Origin of the sequence: Nocardioides sp. NPDC127514, assembly GCF_040302125.1 — a bacterium.
In the GTDB taxonomy this organism is placed as follows: domain Bacteria; phylum Actinomycetota; class Actinomycetes; order Propionibacteriales; family Nocardioidaceae; genus Nocardioides.
In genome coordinates, this window is the sequence record NZ_JBEORF010000016.1 from 89,363 (window position 1) to 112,349 (window position 22,987).

24 protein-coding genes are annotated in these 22,987 nt (G+C 69.2%); 13 read left to right on the forward strand and 11 right to left on the reverse strand.

Going from position 1 to position 22,987, the window contains the following annotated elements:
* The first annotated feature begins 42 nt into the window (after positions 1-42).
* A complete protein-coding gene (locus ABTX24_RS14440; protein WP_350840497.1) occupies positions 43-1,077 on the forward strand; it encodes a LacI family DNA-binding transcriptional regulator in 1,035 nt (344 codons plus the stop codon).
* A 60-nt stretch (positions 1,078-1,137) separates the two neighbouring features.
* Positions 1,138-2,421, forward strand: coding sequence for a tetratricopeptide repeat protein (locus ABTX24_RS14445; protein ID WP_350840499.1), 1,284 nt, complete (start codon positions 1,138-1,140; stop codon positions 2,419-2,421).
* 122 nt (positions 2,422-2,543) lie between these two features.
* Here the strand turns inward: ABTX24_RS14445 and ABTX24_RS14450 are convergent, their stop codons facing one another.
* Positions 2,544-2,966: a Rieske (2Fe-2S) protein gene (locus ABTX24_RS14450; protein ID WP_160022577.1), complete on the reverse strand. Its 423-nt coding sequence runs from the start codon at positions 2,964-2,966 to the stop codon at positions 2,544-2,546.
* Between the two features lie 75 nt (positions 2,967-3,041).
* The gene (gene uvrA, locus ABTX24_RS14455; RefSeq protein WP_350840501.1) at positions 3,042-6,026 is read right to left on the reverse strand and encodes an excinuclease ABC subunit UvrA; all 2,985 of its coding nucleotides are present in this window, start codon (positions 6,024-6,026) and stop codon (positions 3,042-3,044) included.
* Positions 6,027-6,176: 150 nt separating this feature from the next.
* Here uvrA and ABTX24_RS14460 point away from each other — a divergent pair, with 150 nt between their 5' ends.
* On the forward strand, positions 6,177-6,860 hold the full coding sequence (locus ABTX24_RS14460) for an MBL fold metallo-hydrolase (protein ID WP_350840503.1): 684 nt from the start codon (positions 6,177-6,179) through the stop codon (positions 6,858-6,860).
* Here ABTX24_RS14460 and ABTX24_RS14465 read toward each other — a convergent pair whose 3' ends face one another.
* Positions 6,861-7,337 carry a hypothetical protein gene (locus tag ABTX24_RS14465; RefSeq protein ID WP_350840505.1) on the reverse strand — a complete coding sequence of 159 codons (477 nt, stop codon included), beginning with the start codon at positions 7,335-7,337 and terminating at the stop codon, positions 6,861-6,863.
* A gap of 31 nt (positions 7,338-7,368) precedes the next feature.
* On the opposite strand from ABTX24_RS14465, the gene ABTX24_RS14470 reads away from it, so the two are divergent.
* Positions 7,369-7,635: a hypothetical protein gene (locus ABTX24_RS14470; RefSeq protein WP_350840507.1), complete on the forward strand. Its 267-nt coding sequence runs from the start codon at positions 7,369-7,371 to the stop codon at positions 7,633-7,635.
* A 541-nt stretch (positions 7,636-8,176) separates the two neighbouring features.
* On the forward strand, positions 8,177-8,497 hold the full coding sequence (locus tag ABTX24_RS14475; protein WP_350714745.1) for a helix-turn-helix domain-containing protein: 321 nt from the start codon (positions 8,177-8,179) through the stop codon (positions 8,495-8,497).
* A 34-nt stretch (positions 8,498-8,531) separates the two neighbouring features.
* On the opposite strand, the gene ABTX24_RS14480 is transcribed toward ABTX24_RS14475, so the two are convergent.
* Positions 8,532-9,137 carry a ClpP family protease gene (locus tag ABTX24_RS14480; protein WP_350840509.1) on the reverse strand — a complete coding sequence of 202 codons (606 nt, stop codon included), beginning with the start codon at positions 9,135-9,137 and terminating at the stop codon, positions 8,532-8,534.
* A complete protein-coding gene (locus ABTX24_RS14485; protein ID WP_160022564.1) occupies positions 9,134-9,766 on the reverse strand; it encodes a ClpP family protease in 633 nt (210 codons plus the stop codon). Before ABTX24_RS14485 ends, ABTX24_RS14480 begins: the two co-directional genes overlap by 4 nt.
* A 120-nt stretch (positions 9,767-9,886) precedes the next feature.
* On the opposite strand from ABTX24_RS14485, the gene ABTX24_RS14490 reads away from it, so the two are divergent.
* Genes ABTX24_RS14490 through ABTX24_RS14500 form a run of 3 tightly spaced genes read left to right on the forward strand, consistent with a single transcriptional unit; the run spans position 9,887 to position 12,230 of the window.
* Positions 9,887-10,555, forward strand: coding sequence for a hypothetical protein (locus ABTX24_RS14490; protein WP_350840511.1), 669 nt, complete (start codon positions 9,887-9,889; stop codon positions 10,553-10,555).
* Between the two features lie 21 nt (positions 10,556-10,576).
* Positions 10,577-11,527, forward strand: a complete 951-nt coding sequence (locus ABTX24_RS14495) for a D-2-hydroxyacid dehydrogenase family protein (protein WP_350840512.1) — start codon at positions 10,577-10,579, stop codon at positions 11,525-11,527.
* Positions 11,520-12,230 carry a transporter substrate-binding domain-containing protein gene (locus tag ABTX24_RS14500; RefSeq protein ID WP_350840514.1) on the forward strand — a complete coding sequence of 237 codons (711 nt, stop codon included), beginning with the start codon at positions 11,520-11,522 and terminating at the stop codon, positions 12,228-12,230. The genes ABTX24_RS14495 and ABTX24_RS14500 overlap by 8 nt, the downstream gene beginning before the upstream one ends.
* Here ABTX24_RS14500 and ABTX24_RS14505 read toward each other — a convergent pair whose 3' ends face one another.
* Positions 12,231-13,004: a GNAT family N-acetyltransferase gene (locus tag ABTX24_RS14505; RefSeq protein ID WP_160022558.1), complete on the reverse strand. Its 774-nt coding sequence runs from the start codon at positions 13,002-13,004 to the stop codon at positions 12,231-12,233. It abuts the gene before it with no gap.
* A gap of 114 nt (positions 13,005-13,118) precedes the next feature.
* Here ABTX24_RS14505 and ABTX24_RS14510 point away from each other — a divergent pair, with 114 nt between their 5' ends.
* From ABTX24_RS14510 to map, 3 genes are read left to right on the forward strand one after another with little or no spacing between them, the layout of a single operon-like run.
* Positions 13,119-13,562 carry a YciI family protein gene (locus ABTX24_RS14510; protein ID WP_350714742.1) on the forward strand — a complete coding sequence of 148 codons (444 nt, stop codon included), beginning with the start codon at positions 13,119-13,121 and terminating at the stop codon, positions 13,560-13,562.
* Entirely contained in the window at positions 13,559-14,809 is a 1,251-nt protein-coding gene (locus tag ABTX24_RS14515) for an RNA polymerase sigma factor (protein ID WP_350840516.1), read from the forward strand. The genes ABTX24_RS14510 and ABTX24_RS14515 overlap by 4 nt, the downstream gene beginning before the upstream one ends.
* A gap of 48 nt (positions 14,810-14,857) precedes the next feature.
* Positions 14,858-15,625: a type I methionyl aminopeptidase gene (gene map / locus ABTX24_RS14520; RefSeq protein WP_160028780.1), complete on the forward strand. Its 768-nt coding sequence runs from the start codon at positions 14,858-14,860 to the stop codon at positions 15,623-15,625.
* 254 nt (positions 15,626-15,879) lie between these two features.
* Here map and ABTX24_RS14525 read toward each other — a convergent pair whose 3' ends face one another.
* Together ABTX24_RS14525 and ABTX24_RS14530 are read right to left on the reverse strand one after the other, a co-directional pair.
* Complete coding sequence (locus tag ABTX24_RS14525; RefSeq protein ID WP_160022554.1) at positions 15,880-16,164, reverse strand: DUF3263 domain-containing protein; 285 nt, start codon at positions 16,162-16,164, stop codon at positions 15,880-15,882.
* A 201-nt stretch (positions 16,165-16,365) separates the two neighbouring features.
* Positions 16,366-17,460 carry a potassium channel family protein gene (locus ABTX24_RS14530; protein ID WP_160022552.1) on the reverse strand — a complete coding sequence of 365 codons (1,095 nt, stop codon included), beginning with the start codon at positions 17,458-17,460 and terminating at the stop codon, positions 16,366-16,368.
* A gap of 38 nt (positions 17,461-17,498) precedes the next feature.
* Between ABTX24_RS14530 and ABTX24_RS14535 the strand changes: the two genes are divergently transcribed.
* Complete coding sequence (locus tag ABTX24_RS14535; RefSeq protein WP_350840518.1) at positions 17,499-19,148, forward strand: acyl-CoA dehydrogenase family protein; 1,650 nt, start codon at positions 17,499-17,501, stop codon at positions 19,146-19,148.
* Between the two features lie 72 nt (positions 19,149-19,220).
* Here the strand turns inward: ABTX24_RS14535 and ABTX24_RS14540 are convergent, their stop codons facing one another.
* Genes ABTX24_RS14540 through ABTX24_RS14550 form a run of 3 tightly spaced genes read right to left on the reverse strand, consistent with a single transcriptional unit; the run spans position 19,221 to position 22,353 of the window.
* Complete coding sequence (locus ABTX24_RS14540; RefSeq protein WP_350840520.1) at positions 19,221-20,060, reverse strand: carbohydrate ABC transporter permease; 840 nt, start codon at positions 20,058-20,060, stop codon at positions 19,221-19,223.
* On the reverse strand, positions 20,060-21,055 hold the full coding sequence (locus tag ABTX24_RS14545; RefSeq protein ID WP_160022546.1) for a carbohydrate ABC transporter permease: 996 nt from the start codon (positions 21,053-21,055) through the stop codon (positions 20,060-20,062). Before ABTX24_RS14545 ends, ABTX24_RS14540 begins: the two co-directional genes overlap by 1 nt.
* Positions 21,052-22,353, reverse strand: coding sequence for an ABC transporter substrate-binding protein (locus tag ABTX24_RS14550; RefSeq protein WP_160022544.1), 1,302 nt, complete (start codon positions 22,351-22,353; stop codon positions 21,052-21,054). The genes ABTX24_RS14545 and ABTX24_RS14550 overlap by 4 nt, the downstream gene beginning before the upstream one ends.
* A 257-nt stretch (positions 22,354-22,610) precedes the next feature.
* On the opposite strand from ABTX24_RS14550, the gene ABTX24_RS14555 reads away from it, so the two are divergent.
* Positions 22,611-22,958 (forward strand): hypothetical protein, encoded by a 348-nt coding sequence (locus ABTX24_RS14555; RefSeq protein ID WP_160022542.1) that lies wholly within the window; start codon positions 22,611-22,613, stop codon positions 22,956-22,958.
* The last annotated feature ends 29 nt before the right edge of the window (positions 22,959-22,987 follow it).

Below are 22,987 nucleotides of genomic sequence, written 5' to 3' on the forward strand. Positions count from 1 at the left end.
AGACATCGTTGTCGCGCTCGGATCGACGTCTACGCTGAGCACGTGGCATCACCCTCGTCCGAGCAGACCCGTCAGCAGCGCCGCCCGACCATGAAGGACGTCGCGGCGTCGGCCGGGGTGAGCCTGAAGACCGTCTCGCGGGTGGTCAACGGCGAGTCGAACGTCAACGACGACCTACGCGCGGCCGTGCTCGAGTCGATCGCGGCGCTCGGCTTCCGACGCAACGCCAGCGCCCGCGATCTCCGGCAGGGACGGTCGGGCACCGTCGGGCTGCTGCTCGAGGACGTAGCCGACCCGTTCTACTCGATCCTGTCCCGCGCGGTCGAGGAGGTCGCCCGGGAGCACGGGACGATGGTCTTCGCCGGGTCCTCGGCCGAGGACGCCGACCGAGAGCGCGAGCTCGCTCTCGCGTTCTGCGAGCGACGCGTCGACGGGCTGATCGTCGTGCCGGCCGGCACCAGCCACTCCTACCTCCTCCCCGAGATGCGGGCCGGCATCCCGGTGGTGTTCGTCGACCGGCCGCCCGGGGACATCGAGGCCGACATGATCCTCACCGACAACCGCGGTGGCAGCCGGCGCGGCGTCGACCATCTGCTCTCCCACGGACATCGCCGCATCGGCTTCATCGGCGACGCGCCGGAGATCTACACCGCGGGCGAGCGCCTGCGCGGCTACCGCGAGGCGCTCGAGGCCGCCGGGATCCCCTTCTCCGAGGATCTCGTCACGCAGGCGCCGCCGTCGCCCGCGTCGACCGCCGACGCACTGGACCGGCTGCTCGACGGACCGTCACCGGCGACGGCGCTGTTGTGCGGCAACAGCCGCACCACCGTGAGCGTGCTCCGAGAGCTCGCCCGGCGCTCCACGCGACTGGCCCTGGTCGGGTTCGACGACGTCGAGCTCGGTGATCTCCTCCAGCCGGGACTCACCGTCGTCGCCCAGGATCCCGGGGCGATGGGCGCGGCCGCCGCGCGACTCCTCTTCCAGCGCATCGCCGGCGACACCGCAGGCCCACCCCAGACGGTCACCATCGGCGCCCGGCTGATCCCCCGGGGCTCCGGCGAGCTCCCGGCTCCCTGAGTCTGGGGAAATCTGCCGCGCCGGCCTGGGTTTTAAAGTCTAGTGGTCTAGTATGGTTATGTGCCTTGTCGTGACCGCTACGGATACGCGCTGACCACCAGTGACGAAGCTGCCCTGGCCTACTCCCAGGGGCTGCTCGACGTGCTTCGTCTACGGGACGGCGCCCTCGCCTCCTTCGCGGCCTCGATCGTCCTCGACCCGACATTCGCGCTCGGACACGCCGCGCTGGCACTGCTCGGCCACGAGATGTGCGCGCCCGTCGACGTCGGCGCCCGCCTGAAGCAGGCTCGGCTGCACGCCCGGCGGGCGACCGAACGCGAGCGCAGCCACGTACACGCGGTCGAGGCCCACATCGGCGGCAACCCGCGGCCACTGATCGACCACCTGGCGGCTTTCCCGCGAGACGCGCTGCTGCTCTCGACCGCGGTACCGACCATCGCCTTCGCCGGGGCCACCGAGGTGCCTGAGGAAGCGTGGGCGATCGTCGAACGCGCCAGGCCCGCCTACGGTGACGACTGGTGGTTCGCCGGCCTGCTCGCTTTCGTACGCCAGGAGCAGCGCCGCTTCGACGACGCGATGTCGCTCTCCTGTGCCTCGCTGGCGGTGGAGCCCGGTGCCGGCCACTCCGCCCATGCCCGCGCACACGCCCACTACGAGACCGGCGACCACGAGGCCGGTCTCACCTGGATGTCCTCGTGGGTGCTCGGCGACGGCGCACAGATCGACTCGCTCTCCCACTTCTCCTGGCACGCCGCGCTGCACGAGCTCTCGCTGGGCGACCTGGAAGCCGTACGCCGCCGCTACGAGACCCAGCTCCAGCCCGGCCATGCGCTGGGCTGCCGGGCGCTGGTCGACTCCGGCTCGCTGCTCTTCCGGTGGGCGCTCACACCGGGTGCTCACGACGTGCCCGACATCGCCGAGGTCGTACGCGTCACCGGCCGCGAAACGATGATCCGGCCCGCCACCCCGTTCCTGGCGATGCACACCGCGGTCACGCACCTCGCCACCGGTGACGCCGGTGCGCTCGACGAGCTGAGGTCGTGGGCCGCCGGGCACGTACATCCGACCATGGCCACGGTCGTCTCCCCGCTCGCCGAGGCGCTCGGGATGATGGCCCGCGACGAGAACTCGGCTGCCGCGGACCGGCTCGCCGTGCTCGCGCCGTCGATCCGCCGTCTCGGCGGCTCCGACGCGCAGCGGGAGATCATCGAGGAGGCCCGCATCGCCGCCCTGCTCCGCGCCGATCGCTGGGACGAGGCCCGGGTGCTGCTCGATGCCCGTCTCGACCGCCGCCGCTCTCCGCGCGACGAGCTGTGGCGAGCACAGGCGCTCGCACGCGCCTGATCGGCCCCGCCGAATCCTCAGTTGTGGGTGACGAAGGTCGACAATCGTCACCCACAACTCGCCACTCGGTGGGCCACAACTACAGATTCGCTCCCCACAGGTGAGGATTCGGCGGGGGTGGCTCAGCTGGGAACGATCTCGCCGTCGGTGACCTCGAAGGCGACCTCCTCCAGTGCACTCGTCGCCGGGCCCTGCGTCACCGAGCCGTCCTCGATCGAGAACCGGCTGCCGTGACACGGGCAGTCGATGGTGCCGCCGGCGACCTTCGTGACCGGGCAGCTCCGGTGGGTGCAGATCGCGGAGAAGACCTTGAACGTGCCCTCGGTCGGCTGCGTGGCCACCAGGTTGCGGTCGGCGACGATCACTCCCCCACCGACCGGGACCTCGCTGGTCGCGACCAGCGGGCCGCTGCCACCTGACCCGCCGTCACCCGAGGAACCGGTGTCGCCGTCACCGCTGCCGCATGCTGCCAGGAGAGGGACGCCGACCGCGGTCATCGCGGTGCCGGTGACGACCTTCCGCCGGGTGATTCGAGATTCACTCATGCCGCCCAGAATAGGCGCGCCGGCGACGCACGTCCCCTGCCGAGCGCAAACCTTCTGGCAAATCTCGATCTCGGGTCAGGACGCGCTGACCTTCTTCCGCGCCGCCGGTGTCTTCTTGGCCGGTGCCTTCTTGGCCGCCGTCTTCTTGGCCGCCGTCTTCTTGGCCGGCTCCGCCTTCGCCTTGACCGGCTTGTCCGGTGGCTGCTCGGCGGCCTTGCCGTCGAGCAGCGGGGCGAGGAAGCCGCCGGTGTGGCTGCCAGGGGTCGCGGCGACGGTCTCGGGCGTGCCCTCGGCGATCACCGTGCCGCCACGGTTGCCGCCCTCCGGACCCATGTCGATGATCCAGTCGGCGGTCTTGATGACGTCGAGGTTGTGCTCGATCACCAGCACCGTGTTGCCCTTGTCGACCAGCGAGGAGAGCACGCCGATGAGCTTGCGGATGTCCTCGAAGTGGAGGCCGGTGGTCGGCTCGTCGAGGACGTAGAGGGTCTTGCCGGTCGAGCGCTTCTGCAGCTCGGCGGAGAGCTTGACCCGCTGGGCCTCACCGCCCGACAGGGTGGTCGCGGGCTGTCCCAGCCGCACGTAGCCCAGGCCGACCTCGACCAGGGTCTTCATGTGGCGCGCGATCGCGGGCACGGCGGCGAAGAACTCCACCGCCTCCTCGATCGGCATGTCGAGCACCTCGGCGATCGACTTGCCCTTGTAGTGGACCTCGAGCGTCTCGCGGTTGTAGCGCGCGCCGTGGCAGACCTCGCACGGGACGTAGACGTCGGGCAGGAAGTTCATCTCGATCTTGATCGTGCCGTCACCCGAGCAGGCCTCGCAGCGGCCGCCCTTGACGTTGAACGAGAACCGGCCCTGCAGGTAGCCCCGCATCTTGGCCTCCGGGGTGGAGGCGAAGAGCTTGCGGATGTGGTCGAAGACGCCGGTGTAGGTGGCCGGGTTGGACCGCGGCGTACGCCCGATCGGGGACTGGTCGACGTGGATCACCTTGTCGACGTTGTCCAGGCCGGAGATCTTGGTGTGCCGGCCCGGAACGGTGCGGGCGCGGTAGAACTCCTTGGCCAGGGCGGTGTAGAGGATGTCGTTGACGAGCGTCGACTTGCCCGAGCCGGAGACGCCGGTGACCGCGAGGAAGAGCCCCAGCGGGAAGGTGACGTCGATGTCCTTGAGGTTGTTCTCCTTGGCACCGTGGACGGTCAGCTCGCGCCCGGCGGTGCGGGGGCGGCGTACGGCCGGGACGGCGATCTCGCGGCGGCCCGCCAGGTACTGACCGGTCACCGACTGCTCGTTGGCGAGCAGCTCCTTGACCGTGCCGGAGTGGATCACCTGGCCGCCGTGCTCACCGGCGCCGGGGCCGATGTCGACGACCCAGTCGGCGACCTTGATGGTGTCCTCGTCGTGCTCGACGACGATCAGGGTGTTGCCGAGCCGCTTGAGCCGCTCGAGGGTCTCGATCAGCCGGTGGTTGTCGCGCTGGTGGAGGCCGATGGAGGGCTCGTCGAGCACGTAGAGGACGCCGACCAGGCCGGACCCGATCTGGGTCGCCAGCCGGATCCGCTGGGCCTCACCGCCGGAGAGCGATCCCGAGGGCCGCTCCAGGGAGAGATAGTCGAGGCCGACGTCGAGGAGGAAGCGCAGCCGCGCCTGGATCTCCTTGAGGACCTGCTCGGCGATCTGCCGCTCCCGGCCGCTGAGCTCGACCTGGTCGAGCCACTCCGCGGCCTCGTTGATCGGCAGCGCGCACAGCTCGGCGATGTTGAGCCCGCCCTCGCTCCGCTCCCCCAGCGTCACCGAGGTCGAGACGGGCTTGAGCCGGGTGCCCTTGCAGGTCGGGCACGGCACCTGGCGCATGTAGCCCTCGAAGCGCTCCCGGGTGGTGTCGGACTCGGCCTCCTTGTGGCGGCGCTCCACCCAGCGGCGTACGCCCTCGAACTCGGCGTCGTAGGAACGGCGGCGGCCGTAGCGGTTGACCGAGACCACGTGCACCTTGCGTCCGTGACCGTCGAGGATCGCCTTCTGGCCGGCGGCCGGGATGTCGTCCCAGGGGGTGTCCAGGTCGAAGCCGAGCTCACCGCCGAGAGCCTCCAGGAGGCGCAGGAAGTATTCGGCGACGTGGGCCTGGGACCAGGGCTGCAGCGCGCCTTCGGCAAGGGTGGCTGCCGGGTTGGGGACGACCAGCTCGGGGTCGACCTCCATCCGCGTGCCGAGGCCGGTGCATGCCGGGCAGGCGCCGAAGGGCGAGTTGAACGAGAACGACCGCGGCTCGAGCTCGTCGGTGTCGAGCAGGTGGTCGTTGGGACACGACATCCGCTCGGAGAACTTCATCTGCTCGCCAGTGTCGACGAAGTCGAAGACGACCAGACCGCCGGCCAGCTCCAGCGCGGTCTCGACCGAGTCGGTCAGCCGCCGCTTGGAGGACTCCTTGACCGCGAGCCGGTCGATGACCACCTCGATGGTGTGCTTCTTCTGCTTCTCCAGCTTGGGCGGCGCGTCGAGCTGGTGGGTCTCGCCGTCGACCCGCACCCGGGAGTAGCCCTGCTGCTGCAGCTGGCTGAAGAGCTCGACGTACTCCCCCTTGCGGGCCCGGATCACCGGGCTCAGCACCTGGAAGCGGCGCCCCTCCTCCAGCGTGAGCACGTGGTCCACGATCTGCTGCGGCGTCTGCCGCTCGATCGGCGCGCCGCAGGTCGGGCAGTGCGGACGGCCCGCGCGCGCGTAGAGCAGACGCAGGTAGTCGTAGACCTCGGTGATGGTGCCGACCGTCGAGCGCGGGTTCTTCGAGGTCGACTTCTGGTCGATCGACACCGCCGGGGAGAGCCCCTCGATGAAGTCGACGTCGGGCTTGTCCATCTGACCGAGGAACTGTCGAGCGTACGCCGACAGCGACTCGACGTAGCGACGCTGGCCCTCCGCGAAGATGGTGTCGAACGCGAGGCTCGACTTCCCGCTTCCGGACAGGCCGGTGAACACGATCATCGAGTCCCGAGGCAGGTCGAGGGAGACATCCTTGAGGTTGTGCTCCCGGGCTCCCCGGATGATCAGCTGCTGCTCCGCCACGTTCTTTCCTCGTCCAGTGCTTATCGCATCGCGCTACTGCGTCGAACAGATGTTCGCATCATACGACGCTGGGAAGACTCCCAGACGGCACCCTCTCACGGAGCACCGACATTTTACTTCTGGTCGTGTCCGACGTGCTTGCATAGGCGTATGAGCGATGCCCCTACCACTTATACAGGCGCGGTGAAACCGGGCGGCCCGGCCGACGTACGCGAGCTCGGCCGGCTGACCGTCACGAAGGTCGCCGTCGACGCGCAGATGTCCAACAACTGCTATCTGCTGCGCTGCCGAGCCACCGGCGAGCAGCTCCTCGTCGACGCCGCGGCCGAGCCGGAGACCCTGCTCCCCCTCATCGGCGGCGAGCTGGCCACCGTCGTCACCACCCACCAGCACTGGGACCACCACCGAGCCCTGGCCGACGTGACCGCCGCAACCGGCGCCGCCACGCTCGCCGGCGAGCCCGATGCCGCCGCGATCACGGAGGCCACCGGCGTACCCATCTCTCGCCCGCTCACCCACGGAGACACGGTCGCGGTCGGCGACTGCACCCTCGAGGTCATCGCGCTGCGCGGGCACACGCCCGGGTCGGTCGCTCTCGTCTACCGCGACCCCGAGGGCACGCCCCACCTGTGGACCGGCGACAGCCTCTTCCCGGGCGGCGTCGGAAACACGCAGCAGGATCCCGTACGTTTCACCCAGCTGCTCGACGATGTCGAGGAGCGCGTCTTCGGCACCCTCCCCGACGAGACCTGGTTCTATCCCGGCCACGGCGACGACTCCACGCTCGGCGCCGAGCGTCCCCATCTGGCCGAGTGGCGCGAACGGGGATGGTGACTACGGCTCCGTAGTCGGGGTCGCGGTCTCCGTCGGCGTCGGATCCGTGGTCGGCTCGGCCGACTCGGTCGGCTCGGCGGTCGGCTCCGGCTCCGTCGTGAGCGTGGGCCTGGAGGTGGGAGTCGAGCCGCTGGTCTCGGCAGGCTCCTCCGGCTCACGCGACGCCGTCGGCCGGTCCGGGTCGCCGGCCGTGGAGGGTTCGGTCTCTCCCGGTTCGTACGTCGAACCGTCACGATCGTCCGCCGCGCCGTGCGGACGCGCCGAATAGCCGTCGGAGGGCTCCTCCGACGGCTCCGATCCGGGCGGCGGCAGCGGATCCACGTCGGGATAGACGTTCCCGACGTCCTCGTAACCCGTGACCGGGTCACGATCGGGTCGCTCAGCCTGCGCCAAGCCGGCGATGAGGACGACCACCCCGAGACCGGTGATGACCCCGCCGGTCAGGATGCCTGCCACGGCGACCTGCTTGCTCTGCAACTCGACTCCCTGTACCCGCCCCGCGCATGGTGTGGCGCACAGCGTAGGGCAGCGATGCCTCGAGCGTTACCCACCCGGGGGCATCGCGGCACCGCTCCACGGGAGCCTGGGTCACTCGCTGGGGGTCTCGCTCGGCGACTCGCTGGGCTCGCTCGGGGAGTCGGTCGGCTCGCTCGGCGACTCGCTGGGGTCGCTCGGCGACTCGCTGGGGTCGCTGGGGCTCTCGCTCGGCGACTGGCTGGGCTCGCTCGGCGACTCGGTCGGCCTGCCCGTCGGCCTCGGCTCCGACGGCACCTGAGTGGGTCGCGCCGGGAGCGGCGGCATGTAGCCGTCTGCCGACTCCTCGACCGACCGCGGGCTCGCCGGGACTGGCTCAGCCACCTCGGGAACCTCGCTCCCGGGACCCATCTGGCTGGAAGGACCAGCCTGCGACGGCGTCGAGGACGACTTCGACTTCTCCAGCGGTGCCACCGGCGAGATCAGGCTGACCCCGGACTCATCCGTGGCGTAGTGATGACCTGGCTCTTCAGCTCCGGCGTTGCCGACGATCAGGCCACCAATCCCGATGCTCGTCATGGCCAGCCCCGTTGCCATTCCAGCCAAGGCGATCTGCTTGCGATGCAACACGATTCCCCCGTGATACCAACGACTCGACAAGTTCTCTGGTCGTGCACAGTAGACCTACAAAGATCGAAACTGTGCGACCACTATCGGGGTGTCGGGACTCGCTGGCAAGTCCTTGTCATCTATCGTTCGACCGATATAACCCCTGGTAGGAGGTCTGTTCGCCCGGCGCGAACGCCCCGTTCCGCCCTCGTGTGCAGCGCTAGTGTGTTGCCATGGGCGAAGTGATCAGGTTTCCCGGCCATCCGCTGCCGGACCACGACAAACCGGCGCCGCTGTGGCGTGAGGCCGCCGGCCAGGTGATCCGCGAGGAGCGGTCCCGCCAGGAGCGCACCCTCGCCGACGTCGCCGGCGATGCCGGTGTCTCGACGCAGTATCTCTCCGAGATCGAGCGCGGCCGCAAGGAGCCGAGCTCCGAGGTGCTCGAGGCGGTCGGGGGCGCGCTGGGCCTCGGCCTCGTCGATCTCACCGAGCGGGTCACCCGCACGTTGCGCGCGGGCGCCCGCCCGTCCGGCCCGATGGCTCTCGCCGCCTGACCCGGCGGGCCAGGTCGACCCAGGTCGACCCAGGTCACACCGAAGCGAGCTTGCGGCTCTCCAGCACTGCGTCCACCAAGCCGTACGTCACCGCTTCTGTCGCGCCGAGGACGAGGTCGCGCTCGGTGTCGGCGTGGATCTGGTCGGTGTCGTGACCGGTGTGGCGCGCCAGCAGCGTGTCCATCTCGGCCCGCACCCGGCCGATCTCCTTCGCCGCGACCTGCAGGTCGGTGACATCGCCCCGCTGACCGTCCTGGCCCGGCTGCTGCAGCACGACCCGCGCGTGCGGGAGGATCGTACGCCGCCCCGGCTCCCCCGCGGCCAGCAGCACGGCCGCGGAGCCGGCGGCCTGGCCCACGCAGGTGGTCGCCACCGGAGAACGCAGGAACTGCATCGTGTCGTAGATGCCCAGCATCGCGGTGGGATCACCGCCCGGAGAGTTGAGATAGAGCTCGATCTGCCTGTCGGGCGCGTCCGACTCCAGGTGGATCAGCTGCGCGATGACCACGTTGGCGACCCCGTCGTCGATCGGCGTACCGAGGTAGACGATCCGGTCCGAGAGCAGGCGACTGTAGACATCGAGAGCCCGCTCGCCACGTGGGGTCTTCTCGATGACCGAGGGAATCGTGTACGAGCTCATCGGGCACCCCCAGCCGCGGAGAGACCGAAGGCGGCGCTGCGCTGCTGCACCGGCGTCACCGACTGCACGTCGTTGAGCACCTCGTCCACGAACCCGTACTCGCGCGCCTCCTCGGCGGTGAACCACCGGTCGCGCAGCGAGTCCTGGTCGATCTGCTCGACACTCTGGCCGGTGTGCTCGGCGGTGATCCGGAGCATCTGCTCGGTCATCCGCGCCAACCGCGCGGCCTGCACCTCGATGTCGGCCGCCGAGCCGCCGATCCCCGCCGACCCCTTGTGCAGCAGCACCTCGGTGTGCGGCAGGACGTAGCGCTTGCCCGGAGTGCCGGCAGTGAGCAGGAACTGCCCCATGCTGGCCGCCATCCCCATCCCCAGCGTGGAGACGTCGTTGGGGATCAGGTGCATCACGTCGTAGATCGCCATCCCGGCCGTCACCGAGCCGCCGGGCGAGTTGATGTAGAGGGAGATGTCGCGGTGCGGATCCTCGGCGCTGAGCAGGAGCAGCTGCGCGCAGATCCGGTTCGCGATCGCATCGTCCACCTCCTGGCCGAGCACGATGATCCTCTGGTTCTGCAGTCGTGCCGTGAGCTGCTCGTCGAGCGGCCCGGCCGCCACTGGTGTCTGAGTCATGCTGTCGAGCCTGACTCAGGCGTGAGCCGCGATCCAGCGATTCTGCCGGGAGCAGATCTGCCCTGAGCAGATCACCCGGTCGAGCCCCACAACAGCCGAGGCTGCGGCACACTCTCACCCGTGCTCGCCGATATCGAGGTCGTCCACGTCCTGGCCGCAGGACTGCTCGCGTACACCAGCTACGCCGCCGTGGTCGCGACGGTGACGGGAGTCAGGATGCGCAGGCTCGCTCGGGACTCCGGCCCCGACACCGCGTACGTCGCACTGTGTGCACGCCACGGCTGGACGTACGCGAGCCGTGACGAGAGCCTGCCGGCGAGATTCCAGATGATGCCGACGCAGATGGACTCCGCGGTCCCCGAGCCGAAGGCGGTCAACGTGGTCACCGGCACCTACGCCGGCCTGACGTTCCTCGCCTACGAGCACAGGTCGTTCGAGAGGGACCGCCTGGTCCAGGGGCTCTACCGCTACCGCACGGAGTCCCTCCATGTGGTCGGGTTCGACCTCGAGCACCTCCACCCGTGGCTGCACCTGCAGCCGAGGCGCCGCAGCGACAGCTTCGAGCGCGCGTACGCCGTGGAGACGACCCGTCCGTCGTTCTCCAGGGCCGTCCTCCACGACGAGATGCGCGATCACCTCCTCCGCAGCAGGGCCCGCTACCAGTTCGACGGGACGTGGCTGGTCATGGTCGTCGACGGGCCTGCACGGCCGGATGACCTCGAACCACGGCTGGCCGACCTGACCGCCTTCCTCGACCTCGTTCCCGATCACCTTCTGAACCGCTACTGACCGACCTCGTACGCTCTGCACGTGCGCTGCGTGATTCTCGACGACTATCAGGACGTGGCGAGGACGTACGCCGCCTGGGACTCTCTCGACGGGGTAGAGGTGACGTCGCTGACCGAGCACCTCGGGCCTGACGCCCTGGTCCGGGCGCTCGACGGTGCCGAGATCGTGGTGGCGATGCGGGAGCGTACGCCGTTCCCGGCCGCCGTGCTGGAACAGCTGCCCGACCTGAAGCTGCTGGTCACGACCGGGATGCGCAACGCCTCGATCGATCTCGCCGCGGCGGCCCGGCTGGGGATCACCGTGTGCGGCACGCCGTCGAGCCCGCATCCGCCGGTCGAGCTGACCTGGGCACTGATCCACGCGCTGACCCGCCACATCGTCACCGAGGCGACCGGGCAGACCTGGCAGCGGACCGTCGGGAGCGACCTCCACGGCCGCACCCTCGGCCTGCTCGGCCTCGGCAAGATCGGGGCCCGGGTCGCGGCCGTCGGGCAGGCGTTCGGGATGGACGTGATCGCCTGGAGCCCGCACCTCACGGCCGAACGCGCCGAACCGCTCGGGGTGCGCGCGGTCGACAAGGCCACCCTGTTCGAGACCAGCGACATCGTCTCGCTCCATCTTGTGCTCTCGGAGGCCACGCGACACATCGTCGGAGACGCCGATCTGGCCTCGATGAAGCCGACCGCCCACCTGGTCAACACCTCCCGCGCCGGGCTGGTCGACACCGACGCGCTCATCGCCCACCTCGGCTCCGGCACGATCGCCGGCGCGGGCCTGGACGTCTTCGACATCGAGCCGCTGCCCGCCGACGACGTGCTCCGCCACCTCCCGAACGTGGTCGCGACGCCACACCTCGGCTACGTCACCGAGGACAACTACCGCCGGTTCTACGGTGGCGCCGTCGAGGACATCGCCGCCTGGCTGGCCGGTGACCCGATCCGTACTCTCCTGCCGAAGGACCCTGATGCCTGACCCGATCCAGCTGGCCGCCGACCTGGCACCGACCGGGGTCCTGCGCGCCTCGATCAACCTCGGCAACCCGGTCCTCGCCCAGGGCACCCCCGAGGCGCCAAGCGGGGTCACCGTGGACATCGCCCGCGAGCTGGCGAGCCGGCTCGGCGTACCGGTCTCCTTCCAGTGCTTCGACGCCGCCCGCAAGTCCTTCGAAGCACTGCGGACCGGCGCCGCCGATGTCGCCTTCCTCGCGGTCGAGCCCGCGCGGGCCGCCGAGGTCGAGTTCACCGCGCCGTACGTCCTCATCGAGGGCGTCTACGCCGTCGCGGCCGACTCCCCGATCCGGACCGCGGACGACGTCGACCGCCCGGGCGTTCGGGTCGGCGTGAAGGAGGGCTCGGCCTACGACCTCTTCCTGACCCGCACGCTGGAGAACGCCGAGGTCGTACGCGGCACCGACGGGATCGACGCCTTCCGCGAGCTCGGGCTCGAGGTCGCCGCCGGGATCCGGCAGCCTCTCGGCCGGCATGTCGACGCCGACCCCGGTCTGCGGCTGGTCGAGCCGCGGTTCATGCAGATCCGCCAGGCCGTGGCGCTCGCGCGCGGGCATCGTCCTGCCACCGTGAGCTTCGTGCACGAGCTGGTCGAGGACCTGAAGTCGAGCGGACGGATCGCCGAGTCGCTGGTCACCTCGGGGCAGGACGCGTCGGTCGCTCCCTGATCACCGTGAGCTGCGCCGGACGTAGGGCGTCGTGGTGCCGACCTTCGCCAGCCCCGAGCGCTCCAGGATCGGCCGGGAGAACTCGGTGGAGTCGCTGTGGATGTAGCGCTTGCCCCGCGCGATGGCGGTGCGGGCGCGAGCGGCGGTGAGGGCGCGGTAGATGCCGCGGCCGCGCCACTTCTCCAGCGTCGCCCCGCCCCAGATGCCGGCGAACTCCGTGTCCGGCACCATGTCGATCCGGCCGGCACTGACGATCTCGCCGTCTGCCTCGGCGACCCACATCTCGCTCTCCCCCGCCGCGATGCCTCGCAGCTGGCTCTCGACCCGAGCCTCCGAGGCCGGTGAGCCGAAGACGCCGTCCTGCATGATGCTGGCGGCGCGTACGTCCTGCTCGCTGGTGATGGCACGCAGGCCGATCCCGTCCGGCAGGGGCACGTCGACGGCCAGAAGGGCAGCCTCGCCGACCATGATCGACTCCGGCTCGTCGGGCGCGAAGCCGTGCCGCAGCAGCGTGTCGTGCAGCCCCGGGGCGTGGTCGTGGCCGCGGGTCTTCCACTCGACCTCCTCGATCGCCGGGTCGGCATCGAAGTGCGCCACCGCGGCGGCGACCAGCTCCTCGACACCGGCTGCGTCGGCCCCGTCGAGATCCTGGTAGGAGATGAATCCGCGTCCGCCGCCGAAGGTCGCGAGACGCAGCGGCCCGTGTCGGGTCACCGACACCGCCCCGGTGGTCTCGGCATCGGTTCGCAACTGCTCGTCATAGGCCTTCAGCACGGCGAGAAACCTACGTCGAAGTCGTACACCGGTGCATGTAGTTATCGGGCGGCCGGCTCCGTTCCCCTCGTGAATGGCGCTTACAAGGAGCGCCCGAAGTGGAAGGGTGAGAACATGCCTCGCTACCTGATGATCCTCGACTACCAAGCCGGCAACGACGAGACTCCCGGCGGCATGGCTGGCTGGAAGCCGGAGGAGGTGCAGGGCCACATGAGCTACTACGAAGCGCTCAACAAGGCCCTGACCGAGTCCGGCGAGCTGGTGCACGTCGAGGCCCTGACGCCGCCCGACCAGGCGTTCGTGGTGACCTCCGACGGTGCCGACAGGACCGTCACCGACGGGCCGTTCCAGGAGTTCAAGGAGTGGGTCGCCGGCTACATGATCATCGACGCCGAGACTCAGGAGCGCGCGCTGGAGATCGCCGGTCTCTACTCCGCGGCTCCCGGCCCGGGCGGGCGGCCGATCGAGCAGCCGATCCAGGTGCGCCGGATGTACCACGGCACTGACGGCTCCTCGGTCGACGACACGATCGCCTTCGGCGAGGCGAGCATCGAGTGACCGAGGCGCTGCCGGGTGACCTCCTGCGCGACCTCACTCCGCAGGTCGTCGCCGTCGTCACCCGGCGCTGGGGGGACTTCGACGCCGCGGAGGACGCCGTCCAGGAGGCGCTCGTCGAGGCGGTACGCACCTGGCCGGAGCGCGGCGTACCGGAGAACGCTCGGGGCTGGCTGATCGCCACCGCGATGCACCGCCTCATCGATGCCAAGCGCAGCGAGTCGCGCCGCCGCGACCGCGAGCATGCCGACCATCTCGCCGAGCCCGAGGGGCAGAGTGCCTCGGGGATCGACGACTCCCTCGACGTACTCCTGCTCTGCTGTCATCCCAGCCTGACCCCGGCCTCGGCAGTCGCGCTGACCCTGCGGGCGGTCGGCGGGCTCACCACCCGGGAGATCGCGAACGCCTACCTCGTCCCGGAGAAGACGATGGCGCAGCGGATCTCCCGGGCGAAGGCGACGATCAAGGGACGCTCGCTCGGGATCGACGGCTCCGCCGACCTCGCGGCGCGGATCCCGGCGATGATGAAGGTGCTCTACCTGCTCTTCAACGAGGGGTACGTCGCGACCGAGGGCGACCACCTGCAGCGGGTCGACCTGTGCGCCGAGGCGATCCGGTTGACCCGCCTCGCCCGCACCGCGCTCGCCCGGATGACGGGGAGCGCCCACGGCGAGCTCGGCGGCCTGCTCGCGCTCATGCTGCTGCTCGACGCTCGCCGCCCAGCCCGGATCGACGCGCACGGCGCCGTGGTGCCGCTGGCCGACCAGGACCGGAGTCTGTGGCGCCACGAGGCCACCCGCGAGGGGGTCGCGCTGGTCGACTCCGTCATCGGCACCGGCCGGCCGGGGACCTACCAGATCCAGGCCGCCATCGCCGCGCTCCACAATCGTGCGCCCACCGCGGAGGCGACCGACTGGCTGCAGATCACCGCGCTCTACGGGTTGCTGGAGAAGGTCGCACCCGGGCCGATCGTGACGCTCAACAAGGCCGTCGCGGTCGGGTACGCCGACGGCCCGGGCCCCGCGCTCGCGCTGCTCGACGAGCTCCTGCGCGACTGTGCTCAGAACGGCTCCGGAGGCTTCGCCGACCATCCGCGGGTGCCCGCGGTGCGCGCTCATCTGCTGGAGCTCGCCGGCGACCTGGACGGTGCTGCCGCTGCGTACGATCTGGCCTCGGTGCGGGCCACGAACCTCGCCGAGCGCCGTTTCCTGACGTCGAAGGCGGCCGCGTTGCGCGATGCTCGGTGCTGACGCATCGCTGAATTCTAGTGAGAACCGTTCTCAGGATACGCTGTGCCTGTGATCGAACTGCGCACCCCGACCCAGATCGAGCAGATGAAGCCCGCCGGCCGATTCGTGGCCGATGTCCTGACCGCACTCCGCGAGCACGCTGCCGTGGGCGTCAACCTGCTCGAGCTCGACGAGCTGGCGCACAAGATGATCAAGGACCGCGGCGCGGAGTCCTGCTACATCGACTACCACCCGAGCTTCGGCGCGATGCCGTTCGGCAAGGTGCTCTGCACCTCGGTCAACGACGGTGTGCTGCACGGCCTGCCCTTCGACTACAAGCTGCAGGACGGCGACCTGCTCAGCGTGGACTTCGCGGCCAGCGTCGACGGCTGGGTCTCCGACTCGGCCCTCTCCGTCGTCGTCGGTACGCCCCGCCAGGAGGACCTCGATCTGATCGAGACCACCACCCAGGCGCTCGCCGCCGGTATCGACGCCGCGCGCGTCGGCAACAAGGTCGGCGACATCTCCCACGCGATCGCCAGCGTCGCCCGCGCGAAGGGCCTCAAGATCAACACCCAGTTCGGCGGCCACGGCGTCGGCCGCACCATGCATGGCGACCCGCACATCGCCAACGACGGTCGTCCCGGCCGCGGCTTCAAGCTGCAGCCCGGACTCGTCATCGCGATCGAGCCGTGGTTCCTGCACACCACCGACGAGATCTTCACCGACCCCGACGGCTGGACCCTGCGCAGCGCCGACGGTTCCCGCGGCGCTCACATGGAGCACACCGTGGCGATCACCGAGGACGGCCCGCTCGTCCTCACCGCTCGCGACTGACCAACCCGGCCGAGGCGTCAGGTACGGCGGTCGAGGCGTCACCGCCGTCGGCCGAGTGGGCAGCGCCGCGACGTCTCGGCCTGCGCGAGTGACGTCTCGGCGAGGGGCGGCAAAACAGAAGTCAGCCGCTGGCGTCTCGGGTCACCAGCGGCTGACAAGAAGAACGTTAGCCGACGAAGTCGAACACGTGCAAGCACCTGCAATGCAGAAGACTGCAAATGATCCGACCGGGCTACTCGGACCACCCGAGTGGGCTATGAGCGCGGGTTCTTCGAGCGCTGCGTACGCCGCGCGTCGCGCTGCCGCCGCAGCCGACGCACCAGGACGCCGTCGTAGGCGAGCGCCTCGGGCTTGTCGATCAGATCGTTGACGGCTCGGTGGTATTCGGCCGCGCTCATCCCGAGCTGCTCCCTGACCGCCTCGTCGCGTCCGGTGCCGGCCGACCACCAGGAACGCTCGAAGTCCAGCAGTTGCTTCTCGTTCTCGGAAAGGCCCGGCTGCCCGTCGGCAGACCCGGGGCTGTGGGGCGCCTCGGTCATGCGTACATCATCCCAGGCGCGGCGGGCGCCTCCGAAACCGCCACGCGTCACCGTCTAGAACTACCCGGCATAGCCCATCTGGGCCATCTTCATAAAAGTGCAGATCAACTCTTTGAAGCTCGCCGGACCGTCCGCTAATCTCTTCCATGTCAGCCGCTGGTGACCCGAGACGCCAGCGGCTGACTTCTATTTCAGCGGGTGTCACACGTCCGCGGTGTCCTCGCCGTGCGTCCCCGGTCGCGGTGCCCAGGGCAGCTCCCTCGCGGCCCGCACGACGACCAGCCGGTCCCCGCGCGACAGGGTGCCGACGACCGGGTCGAAGTAGCGGAAGACCTTCTCGTCGCGTACGACCGCGATCACCTGGTCGGCGAGCTGCTGCGGCTGCTTGCCGACCTCGTTGACCAGCAGGTCGCGCTCGGCGACCTCCAGGCCGGTGCCGGAGTTGAGCAGGTCCTCCATGACGGACCCGAGGGTCGGCGAGATGGTGGACAGGCCCATCAGCCGGCCGACCGCGTCGGCGGAGGTGATCACCGAGTCGGCTCCGGACTGCTTCATCAACGGCGCGTTCTCGCGCTCGCGAGCGGCAGCGACGATCCACGCCTCGGGGTTGATCTGCCGCACCGTCAGGATCGTGAGAACGTTGGAGTCGTCACGGTTGGTGGTGATGATGACCTGCTCGGCGTCCTTGACGCCCGCCCGCATCAGCACCTCGCGCCGGGTCGCGTCGCCGGTGACCACCGCGATCCCGTCGGAGTGGGCATCCGAGCGCGCCACCGGGTCGGGGTCGACCACGACGAACTCCTCGGGATCCGCTCCGCTGCTGATCAGCGTCTCCACGGCGCTACGGCCCTTCGTGCCGTAACCGACGACGACGATGTGCTGGGACATCTTCTTCCTCCAGCGAGCTACTCGGATGAGGTCACGGCCCTGCTTGGTGAGGACCTCGAGAGTCGTGCCGATCAGCAGCACCAGGAAGGCGATGCGAGCCGGCGTGATGATGAACGCGTTGATCATCCGCGCGTGCGCCTCGACCGGGGCGATGTCGCCGTAGCCGGTCGTGCTCAGCGTCACCGTCGTGTAGTAGATCGCGTCGATCAGGCTGATCTGGCCGGTGGGATCGTTGTTGTCGGCGTACGCGTCGCGGTCGAGATAGACCAGCAGAACCGTCCCGATCAGGATCGCGAGGGCGGCCAGCAGCCGCCGCCCGAGCTGCCACCAGGGCGACCGCACCGTCTCGGGAAGAGCGACCTGCTCGACACCGGCCCACTTCGGGGCGTATGCAGATGTCTCGGACACATCTGTGACCCTATCCGCCGCGCTCTATCGTCTGTTGCATGAGTGCCTCCGACATCCGCCGTGTCACCAACCAGGCGCCCCCGCTCGCGGGCCACAACGTGGTCACCGGCGATGCCGCGCTGTCGGCGGCGGTCCTGCGTCACGCGGGCGAGGAGACCCTCGAATCGCTCGTCTCCCTGGGCGCCGAGGCCGGCACCGCCGAGGCACAGGAGCACGGCCGCCTCGCCAACCGCTTCCACCCCGAGCTGGTCCCCTACGACCGCTACGGCAACCGGATCGACGAGGTCGCCTTCCACCCCTCCTGGCACTGGCTGATGGACAGAGCCGTCGGCCACGGTCTGGCCGCCGCGCCCTGGGCACTGGCCGAGAAGGGCGAGAAGAACGCCCACGTACGCCGCGCCGCCGGTTTCCTCGCCTGGTCCCAGACCGAGCCCGGCCACCTGTGCCCGATCTCCATGACTTACGCCGCGGTCCCAGCCCTCCGCGCCGACGAGTCGCTCGCCGAGGAGTGGGTGCCGAGGCTCGCCTCCACGACCTATGACTTCGGTCCCCGCGACCCCGCCGAGAAGCTCGGCGCCCTGGCGGGCATGGGGATGACCGAGAAGCAGGGCGGCTCGGACGTACGCCTCAACATCACCGAGGCGCGTCCCGCCGGCGACGGCGTCTACGAGCTGCACGGGCACAAGTGGTTCACCTCGGCACCGATGAACGACGTCTTCCTGGTGCTGGCCCAAGCACCTGATGGCCTCACCTGCTTCCTCGTGCCTCGCATCCTGCCCGGCGGCAGCCGCAACCGGCTCGACGTGGTGCGGCTCAAGGACAAGCTCGGCAACCGCTCCAACGCCAGCTCCGAGCTCGAGTTCCGCGGTACCACCGCCTACCGGCTGGGCGAGGAGGGCCGCGGCGTACGCACGATCATCGAGATGGTCGCCGCCACCCGCCTCGACTGCGTGCTGGGCTCGGCCTCCCTGATGCGCCGGGCCGTGGCCGAGGCGAGCTGGCACGTCGCCCACCGCTCCGCGTTCGGCTCCACCCTGGCCGACAAGCCGCTGATGCAGAACGTGATCGCCGATCTGGCCGTCGAGTCCGAGGCGGCCACGACCCTGGCGATGCGCCTGGCCGCCGCCGTCGACCGGCCCGACGACGAGCACGAGCGGGCCCTGCGCCGTATCGGCCTGCCGCTGGCCAAGTTCTGGGTCTGCAAGCGCACTCCGGCGATGGTGGCGGAGGCGCTGGAGTGCCTGGGCGGCAACGGGTACGTCGAGGAGTCGGTGATGCCGCTGCTCTTCCGCGAGTCCCCGCTCAACTCGGTCTGGGAGGGCTCCGGCAACGTCAACGCCCTCGACGTCCTGCGTGCCATCCAGCGCGAACCCGGGGTCCTCGACGCCTGGATCACCGAGGTCGGCAAGGCCAAGGGCGCCGACCGGCGCTACGACCGGGCCGTCGACGCCACCCTCTCCCTGCTGGGCGAGTCGATGACCGGTCCCGAGGAGCTGGAGCGCTCGGCCAGGCGCCTGGCCGGCAGCATGGCGACACTCCTGCAGGGGAGCCTCCTGGTCCAGCACGGACCCGACGAGGTGGCCGACATCTTCTGCGCCAGCCGCCTGCCGGGCCACGGTGGGACGTACGGCATGCTCGCCGGCGGCGACCAGGTGGCGGTCGTGCAGCGGGCGACGCCGACCCTGTAGCGGCCTCGACGCGCAAGCGGCGGGCGCCATGCCCCGAAGGAGACATGACGCCCGCCGCTTGCGGACCGGACCTCAGCCCTTGACGGACCCGGCCGTGAGCCCACGGACGAAGTAGCGCTGCAGCGAGAAGAACACCAGCAGCGGCACCGTCATCGTGATGAACGCACCAGCAGTGAGCAGGTGCCACTCCTGGCCACGGTCACCGATCAGGTCGCGCAACGTGATCGTGACGACCTCGTTGTCACCCGCCCCGAGGAAGATGAGCGCGACCAGAAGGTCGTTCCAGACCCAGAGGAACTGGAAGATCGCGAACGCTGCCAGTGCGGGCACCGACATCGGCACGATCAGCCTCCAGAAGGTCTGGAAGTGGGAGGCCCCGTCGATCTCGGCCGACTCGATGATCTCCTGCGGCAGTGTCGCCATGTAGCTGCGCAGGATGAAGACCGCCAACGGCATCCCGAACGCCGTGTGGGCCAGCCACACCGCGAGGAAGGTGCCGTTGAGGTCGTAGCTCCCGAACAGGTTGAGCAGCGGCACGAACGCCACCTGCAGCGGGACGACCAGCAACCCGACGATCACCATGAACAGCACGTTGCGCCCCGGGAACCGCATGAACGTGAACGCGTACGCAGCGAACGCGGCGATCATGATCGGCAGCACCGTCGCGGGGACGGAGACGACGATCGAGTTCACGAAGGCGTTCGCCATCCCGCTCTCGAGGACCTGCGAGTAGCTGTCGAAGGTCCACTGGGAGAACGGGTCGGTGATGACCGTCCACCAGCCCGACGACTTCACATCGGCCTCGTCGCGGAACGACGAGATCAGCAGACCCAGCGTCGGGATGAACCAGAGGACGCACAGCAGGACGATGCCCACACGGACAGCGATGCTGCCGAGGGTGAAGCTCCTCATCAGCGGGCCTCCTGCTTCTTGAACTGGCGCATCTGGTAGACCATCACCGGGATCACCGCGATCATCAGGACCACGACCACCGCGGCCGCGCGACCGGCGTCACCGAACTCGAAGAGCTCGAGGACGAAGGTGTTGGCCAGCACCGAGGTGCCGGACCGGCCACCGGTCATCACGTAGACGATGTCGAAGACCTTCATCACCAGGATGAGGATGGTCACGAAGACCACGATCACCGTCGGCCAGATCTGCGGTACGACGACCTTGAAGAAGATCTGGATCTCGCTGGCCCCGTCGATGCGCGCCGCCTCCACGGTGTCCTCGGGGACGCTCTTGATCGCCGAGGAGAGCAGCACCATCGCGAACCCCGCCTGCAACCAGATCATGATGACGATCAGGAGCAGGTCGTTGAGGTTGTAGTCGGAGATGCGCAGCCAGGCGACCGGCTCGAACCCGAGACTGGTCGAGATCGCCGAGAGGAGACCGATCTGCTTGTCCCCCTGCGCGAACCTGGTCGCGTAGACGAAACCCCAGATCGTGCTCGCCCCGACGAAGCTGATCGCCATCGGCATGAAGATGACCGACTTCGCGACCCGCTCCGGGAACGCCTTGAGCTGATCGGCCAGCACCGCCACGAGCAGACCGACGATGACGCTGGCGGCCGGGACGATGAGGATCCAGAGCAGGTTGTTGACCAACGTGCCGATGAACTCGTCGTCCCGGAAGAGCGCCGTGTAGTTGTCGAACCCGACCCAGTTGATGCTGTTGTCATCGGCGAAGCTGTAGATCACCGTCATCAGGGCCGGGTAGACCAGGAAGACGGCGACCACCAGGATGGCCGGGCCGATGAAGACGTACGGCTTGACCCGCCGCTCCCACTTGCCCGGCAGCAGGCCCGAGAGGAAGTTGAGCAGCCAGAAGAGCGCAGCGGTGCCACCGACCCCGAGGACGATCGCGATCAGGCCGTTGAGGATCTTCAGATATGGGTCATCGCTCATCCTCGCCAGCTCTCCTCGATCGCGTCGGCCGCCTCCTGAGCGCTCTTCTCACCTCCGACGTAGGCGTTCATCTCGCTCCAGAACGTCCCGGCGCCCACCTGTGCGGGCATCAGGTCCGAACCGTCGAAGCGGAAGGTGTCGGCGTCCTGCAGCAGCGTCGCGATCTCACCGAACATCGGGTCGGCGTACTGCGAGTTGTCGAACTCGACGCTCGGCGAGAGCCAGCCACCGGACTTGGCCCACTCGGCACCGAAGTCGGGAGACGCGAAGAACTCCATCAGCTCGACCACGTCGGTGTCGTTGGTGAAGGCGGTCGCCATGTCACCGCCGCCGAGCACCGGGTTGCCCTCGAAGCCGCCCTCCATGCTGCCCGGGAGCGCGAAGACGCCGACGTTGCCGGCCAGGTCCTGCTGGACGTCCTTCGGGAAGAAGGTGGTGATGAAGTTGGCCTGACGGTGCATCTGGCAGCCGGGCTTCGCGTCGAAGAGCGGGAGCGGGGAGTCGCCGAAGGGCTCGCTCAGCGTGCCGTCGGCCCCGCCGCGTACGTTCTTCGGCTTGTTGATGATGTCGCCCATGGTCTCGATCGCCTCGACGATCTTCGGGTCGTTGAAGGGGACCTCGTGGGAGACCCAGTCGTCGTAGAACTCCGGGCCCTCCTGGCGCAGGACGATCTCCTCGACCCAGTCGGTGTAGACCCAGCCTGTGTCGGCGCCGGCCTCGGCGCCGAGGCACCACGGGGTCTGGCCCTTGGAGATCATCTGGTCCTCGAGGCTTCGCAGCTCGTCCCAGGTCGTGGGCGTCTTGTAGCCGGACTGCTCGAAGTTCTTCGGGGTCCAGACCAGCGACTTCATCGAGACGCGGATCGGTACGCCGTAGGTCTTGTCATCGATCTCGACCGAGTCCATCAGGCCCGGGATCATGGTGTCGTCGAGCGAGCCGACGTCGATGAGGTCGTCGAGCGGGAGCGTGTCACCCGACTCGGTCAGGTCACCGACGAGGCCGGGCTGTGGGAAGAGCGCGATGTCGGGCGCGTCGTTTCCGTTGACCTTGGTGCGGATCTCGGTGGTGAAGTCCGTGGAGGGGGTGTAGGTCACCTCGATCCCGGTCTCCTTGGTGAAGGTGTCGAGGGCCGCGTTGAGCCCCACGGCCTCGCCCTCGGGGATCGCGCCGAGGATCTGGATGCTGCCGTCTCCCTCTTCGGTGTCGCCGGCATCGTTGCTGCCGCCGCCACCGGGGACGCCGCAGCCGGTCACAGCGAGCAGACCTGCGACTACTGCTCCGATTTGCCACTTTCGCACGTGCATCTGATTGCACCCTCCATCGTCGTGTTGATCCACGGAGTCGTGCCACGCAGGCCGCGTCGGGTCCACGAGGCAGCGCCTCGTTATGTGATCTCCATAACATTAGTCGTTATGGTCCATCGATGTCCCGGGCAAATTGTCGAACACTCACCCGAGAACGCGCAGGACGATACCTGTCACGCACTCCGGCACCATGACGACCCGCCATCCCGGTGTGGCTCCGGCAGCCGGGTTAGGCCAGAATCAGCGGCCAAATGAACTATCCGCATCCTCCCCACCAAGGCCCCGGTCAAGGGCCCCATCACCAGCCGCCTCGCGACCCGCTGGCCGTGGCCGGCCGGCTGGCCGCCGTCATCTGCTCGATCCTCTTCTGGCTGATCGGAGCGATCGCCGTGATCGCCGCCGTCATCGGCATCTTCCGGGCCTTCGGCGGCGACCTGGCCTGGCGTACGGTCGGGATCTGGGCCGTCGCCGGTATCGGCTGCTTCGCGTTCTCGTGGATCATCGCCGCGCTCGGCCGGATCGGGCTCGACGACGAGCCGATCGGCTCGTGGCGCGCCGCGCCGTTCGAGCTGGCGCGGATCCTCTACCGCAACCGATGACAACAGGCCGTACGTCGCGCGTGTCCGCG